This window comes from Dehalococcoidales bacterium (genome assembly GCA_028716225.1).
Taxonomy (GTDB): Bacteria; Chloroflexota; Dehalococcoidia; order Dehalococcoidales; family UBA5760; genus UBA5760.
The window spans coordinates 1-4,587 of the sequence record JAQUQE010000080.1; the positions used below are offsets into that span (position 1 = coordinate 1).

Genomic DNA, 4,587 nt, shown 5'->3' on the forward strand with positions numbered 1-4,587 from the left:
GGGGCCAGGTGGTAGATATGAAGACCATCATAGACGGACGACGATATGACACCGAGCTGGCTACTCTGGTGGCCAGCTGGACGAACCACCACAACCGGGGGGACTTCCGGCGGGTCGAGGAGGACCTGTATCTGACGCCCTCGGGGGCGTGGTTCATCCACGGCGCGGGCGGACCGATGACCGAATACGCCGTACCATGCGGGGACGGCACGACCGGGAGCGAGCGGATCATCCCGCTCAGCGAGGGCGGGGCCTACGACTGGCTGGAGGAGCACGGTTTCACGGACCAGCTGGAGGAGCATTTCGCCGATCGAATCCAGGATGCTTAGCTCTACTGAAACCCCTTCTCTTTTTTTTCTGAAAGTCTGGATGGCAATCCCATCCAGGCCAGAGGTAGTAGGTATGAAAGAACCAAAGAACAAGACCGTAATCTGCGATCATTGCGGAGCGTTTGGCGGGGCCATCATAGATATTGGGTTCGACCCTGTGTTACAGGGGATGCGGTGCGCGTGCGGAGGCAAGTGGATATACGGACCCGATTTTGTGCCAGAGCCTCTAACCGAGGAGCAAGAAAGGGCCAGGGCTAAGAACATCAAGGAGCAGTACGAAGCCATGTTTAGCGAGGGTGGCCACGGAAGCGGGGCGTGCGCCAAATGTGGGTCAATGAACCTACACTACTCCAATCACGAAGTGGATGAGGATGAGCTAATCTACTACTACGAATGTGATGAGTGCGGGCATCATGGCACGGAGAGGTACCTACTGGGATACAATCGTTCCGATTAAACCCCTTCCTTTTTTCTCTGAATCCTGTCCAGGCAACCCCTAGGCGGGGCAGAGGTAGTATCGAGGGGGTAGAAAATGAACCAAACGGACCGCAAACTGATCGACGAATGGATAGAACGGCTTGAGTCTATCATGATCGAGGTCGAAGCGTTGCAAAGCGACCTAGAGGATCGGGCCGCGAACCTAGAAGAGCATTTCCCAGACAAAGCGGATAAGCTCATGGACGAAAGTATAGCCCTCTCCGACGCACGAGATAGCATCCAGGAAGCCATTGATTCCCTCATGGAGTCTCAAGAATGAACCCCATCCCAAACCCCCTTCTCTTTTTCTGAATCCCGGTCAGGCAGCCCCTGGGCGGGCAGAGGTAGTAGGTGAAAGAATGGGATATGAAATATACCAACAGGAGGCCAAAGTGGTACTCCCCAGGAAGAACGAACAGGCCTGTAGGGAAGCAATTGCCCTACACTACGACCTCCCGGTCGTAGGGAAGGAGATCGGCGACCTAATGAGGGAGCTACACGTCCCCTATCTCTGGTGGGAGCGTACGCATGACGTATATGACGATTTCACGTTCCTCCCAGGCACACAGTTGCACGAAGTGAAGGAGTTTCTCCAGGTCGTGGCTCCCTTCGTGGAAGAGGGTAGCCACGTCGATTACTTCGATGACTTCGGGGGCATCTTCCGCATGGTCGTTATCAACGGTCGGGTGGAAGAATGGGAGGCGAAGATAGTCTTCGTGCCACAGAGCGGGGACGTGAAGGATTTCAACCCCCACCCCTCCGATCCGGCGGAGCTGAGCTAATGCCAATAGACCGGAGCATCAGGGATTCTAAGGCCCAGGTCGAATGGGTGGACCTGAACCCCGAGCGGGAGAGGGGGCCCACCCAACAAACCATTTTGACCGAGACAGGGGGACGCCGATGGTAGCGATGAATAGAGCGTTGCAGCGGGAAACCATCGGGAAGCTCCTGGACCGGGCGGGGATCGCCAGGGATACAGTGGACATTGAGGCACATATCGACCCATCGTTGCACCTGAACGAGAACATCAGGAACATCAGCGACCTGGTGGGCAAACCGCTCACCAACGACCAGGTGGAAGAGGTCGAATACGCTGATGACGACTACATTGAAGAGGTCGAACAGGAAATGCTGGAGAACGGTATTGAGCTGATACTGGAAGCACTGGAACCAAATAGTATAATCGAGGAAGACCCTGAGGGTGATGAGTCTATGGAACCTGGAGAACGAGAGGAAGTAGAACGTGAAAACCGGGAGCACGAGTACGGAACGGACGAGATATTCCAGCAAATGGTCCAGAGACGGGACGTCCTGAGCTACCTGAGTGTCTGCATCGCCCCCGAGATCGTGGGCAAGCAGTACGACCAGGTCCGCAAGGGCGTGCTCCTGGCATTGGCCTCCCACGGCCAGACTGCCAAACGCTCCCGCATCCACGTACTCCTCGCCGGGCCACCCGGCACGGGGAAGACCGAAGTACTCCGTTGGCTCAAGTGGAGAATGGACGCGAAGTTCGTCGATGCACCACACACAACCAAGGTCGGCCTGGTCGGGGACGCTAGAGGAGAGGAGATAACCCCCGGCGTGCTCGCCCAATGCGACGGTCGCATACTCTGCATCGATGAGCTGGACAAGATGAGTCATCAGGACCAGTTCGGACTCCTCGAGGCGATGGAAGAGGGCGAGTACACCATCACCAAGGGTAAGCACTACATGCGCTTCCCCGCCAGGGTGGTGGTGATCGCCTCGGTCAACGACATTACGCAGGTCCACGCACCACTACTAGACCGCTTCGACTTCGTGTACACGCTGGAGCCACCGAGCCGGGAGGAGCGTGCAGAGCAAAGCGTGAGCCTGGTGAAGGCCTTCTTCGGGAAGCTGAAGGTACCTGGCCATATTGCGCTCTATGAATTCAAGGAATGGATTGCGGACTACGAGCCCCAGGTGAGGGACGGTCAAATGGAGCTTATCGAGGATACGATGAAAGCGTATATCAACATGACCAGCGCCAACATCACGGAGAAGTCGTACCGTGTCCTGGAGATGGGCATCCTCAGAACGGCCACCGCAATCGCTAAGCTACAGCGCAGGGAGATCGAGGCCAGCGACGTGGTCAAGGCCATAGAGCTTCGGGATGATACCCTGAACAGCCACGTCAGGAAGTACCTGGACAGTGTGGCAAAAGGTCTCCTCTAACCCCTTCTCCTTTTTTTATGTCATATGTGTCCGGCAACCAGCCATTCGAGTCGGCGACGACCCTTATCGGTGAGGGAATAGACACTCCGTACCCGCCCGGCCACCCGCTCCTTATCCCGGCGGAGGAGGGCCTGAACACGGTAGTAGTACAGGGAAGTGGCCACCGTGTTGTAATCGACCTTCAGGCGGTATGCGATCTCCGTGCTGCACACCCGCGGGTTGTTGGCGATGAAGCTGAGCACCTTCCGCATCAGCTCGTTCTTTGTGTGCCCGGTCAAGTCATCACGTCCAAAATGTAGTGCTTATCGGCCATCTCGCTCCTGATCTCCTCGAGGAGGGCGCTCTTGTCCCGGTACTCCCCGCTGATCCCCTCCATATGCCCGAGCCAGTAGTCTATCATCCATTGGGGCTTCTGGGCCCTGGACATCTCGGTCTCCACCGTCTTCCTGCCCGACTTGGCGGTCACATGGAGTCCCAGGTGGGAGCAGTAGGGCCTAAGGGACTTCGTGTACCACTCGTGCGGTCGGGCGTACTTCGGCATCTTCACCCTGACGTGCTTGACCCACTTTCTGATCGCAGGCTCCAGCTCCTCCGGGAAGGGCACGATCCTGAACCTTGTGTGGTTGAACTTGGCGGTCACGATGCTCATCAGCCCCCGGTCGAAGTCCACCGCGTTCTCTATCCCCGCATCGTTCAGGTGGATCCCCTTGACCTTGAAGGGCGTTGCCAGCTCCACCGGCCTGGCACCGAAGTAGAAGTGCACCAGGGTGGCCGAGTGCATGATGTCGTCTCTCTCGGTCGCCAGGAGCAGCATAGCTAGGGCGTCCTGAGTTAGGGACTCCGACCTCATGGGGCGGGGCACCTTCCGGTACTCGAGGCTCTCGATGCCCCTGCTCATGTTGTCGAGGAGGAGGAGCTGCGACACGTCGGTGACCTCCTCGTTCCTCCTTGCCCACTTGGCGAAGCTCTTCACGGCGGTGAGGAAGGTATTGGCGGACCTGGGGCTCTTGTAGGCGGTCATGTGCTCCTCCACCTGGGAGGGCCTCAGGTCGGCGAGGGTGATGGGGTACCTGCCCACCCTCTCGCAGAACCCGTTCAGAACGGAGGAGTAGGTGGCAGCGGTGGTGGGCTCCCTGTTCCGATCGAGGAAGCGATACCAATCCACGTTGGTTAGCATACTTAGGGGTATGTGCCTCGTTGATTAAAATCGTTTCGATTATTAAGCCGGGGAGGTCAAACTTTATAAGTCGGGGAGGGCGTTGTTCTCAGCATGGCGGTCGATACCCCGACGCTGATAGCGTTCTTTGGGATAATCCTGGGGGCCTTGATCTATACCCTGTTCAAATGGCAGGAGGCCGAGCAGAAGGCCGGAGAGGAGGTCAGGTTCGATTGGAAGTACCTACTGTCTATGGCAACCGACGTCATCATCTGGATGATGATCGTACTGTGGGTATTTTCTTCCTTCGAGATCCCCGAGGGCAGCCTACTGCAGATCTTCATCGCCAGCTTCTTCTTCGCTGCCATGACCATGCCCGTGGTCAACGTTCCGGTGGACTGGATGAGGAAGTGGCTCGAGAACAAAGGCCTT

8 protein-coding genes are annotated in these 4,587 nt (G+C 57.3%); 6 read left to right on the forward strand and 2 right to left on the reverse strand.

Annotated elements, in window-relative coordinates; genetic code table 11:
* The 5 genes from PHI12_13565 to PHI12_13585 form a co-directional block, all read left to right on the forward strand.
* The coding region (locus PHI12_13565; GenBank protein MDD5511820.1) for a hypothetical protein at positions 1–329 on the forward strand (329 nt) is incomplete at its 5' end.
* Positions 330–402: 73 nt separating this feature from the next.
* The gene (locus PHI12_13570; protein MDD5511821.1) at positions 403–786 is read left to right on the forward strand and encodes a hypothetical protein; all 384 of its coding nucleotides are present in this window, start codon (positions 403–405) and stop codon (positions 784–786) included.
* A gap of 75 nt (positions 787–861) precedes the next feature.
* Positions 862–1,086 (forward strand): hypothetical protein, encoded by a 225-nt coding sequence (locus tag PHI12_13575; protein ID MDD5511822.1) that lies wholly within the window; start codon positions 862–864, stop codon positions 1,084–1,086.
* A 79-nt stretch (positions 1,087–1,165) separates the two neighbouring features.
* Positions 1,166–1,588 (forward strand): hypothetical protein, encoded by a 423-nt coding sequence (locus tag PHI12_13580; GenBank protein ID MDD5511823.1) that lies wholly within the window; start codon positions 1,166–1,168, stop codon positions 1,586–1,588.
* Between the two features lie 118 nt (positions 1,589–1,706).
* Positions 1,707–2,999 carry an ATP-binding protein gene (locus PHI12_13585; GenBank protein MDD5511824.1) on the forward strand — a complete coding sequence of 431 codons (1,293 nt, stop codon included), beginning with the start codon at positions 1,707–1,709 and terminating at the stop codon, positions 2,997–2,999.
* A gap of 20 nt (positions 3,000–3,019) precedes the next feature.
* On the opposite strand, the gene PHI12_13590 is transcribed toward PHI12_13585, so the two are convergent.
* A complete protein-coding gene (locus PHI12_13590) occupies positions 3,020–3,277 on the reverse strand; it encodes a hypothetical protein (protein MDD5511825.1) in 258 nt (85 codons plus the stop codon).
* Complete coding sequence (locus tag PHI12_13595; protein ID MDD5511826.1) at positions 3,274–4,176, reverse strand: hypothetical protein; 903 nt, start codon at positions 4,174–4,176, stop codon at positions 3,274–3,276. Before PHI12_13595 ends, PHI12_13590 begins: the two co-directional genes overlap by 4 nt.
* Positions 4,177–4,269: 93 nt before the next feature.
* Between PHI12_13595 and PHI12_13600 the strand changes: the two genes are divergently transcribed.
* Positions 4,270–4,587, forward strand: a 318-nt coding sequence (locus PHI12_13600) for a hypothetical protein (protein ID MDD5511827.1), incomplete at its 3' end; no start/stop codon positions are given.

Bases quoted from the DNA above. Each gene is read 5' to 3' on its own strand.
- PHI12_13580 (MDD5511823.1), top strand. From the start codon at position 1,166: ATGGGATATGAAATATACCAACAGGAGGCCAAAGTGGTACTCCCCAGG.
- PHI12_13570 (MDD5511821.1), top strand. From the start codon at position 403: ATGAAAGAACCAAAGAACAAGACCGTAATCTGCGATCATTGCGGAGCG.
- PHI12_13585 (MDD5511824.1), top strand. From the start codon at position 1,707: ATGGTAGCGATGAATAGAGCGTTGCAGCGGGAAACCATCGGGAAGCTC.
- PHI12_13575 (MDD5511822.1), top strand. From the start codon at position 862: ATGAACCAAACGGACCGCAAACTGATCGACGAATGGATAGAACGGCTT.
- PHI12_13595 (MDD5511826.1), bottom strand. From the start codon at position 4,176: ATGCTAACCAACGTGGATTGGTATCGCTTCCTCGATCGGAACAGGGAG.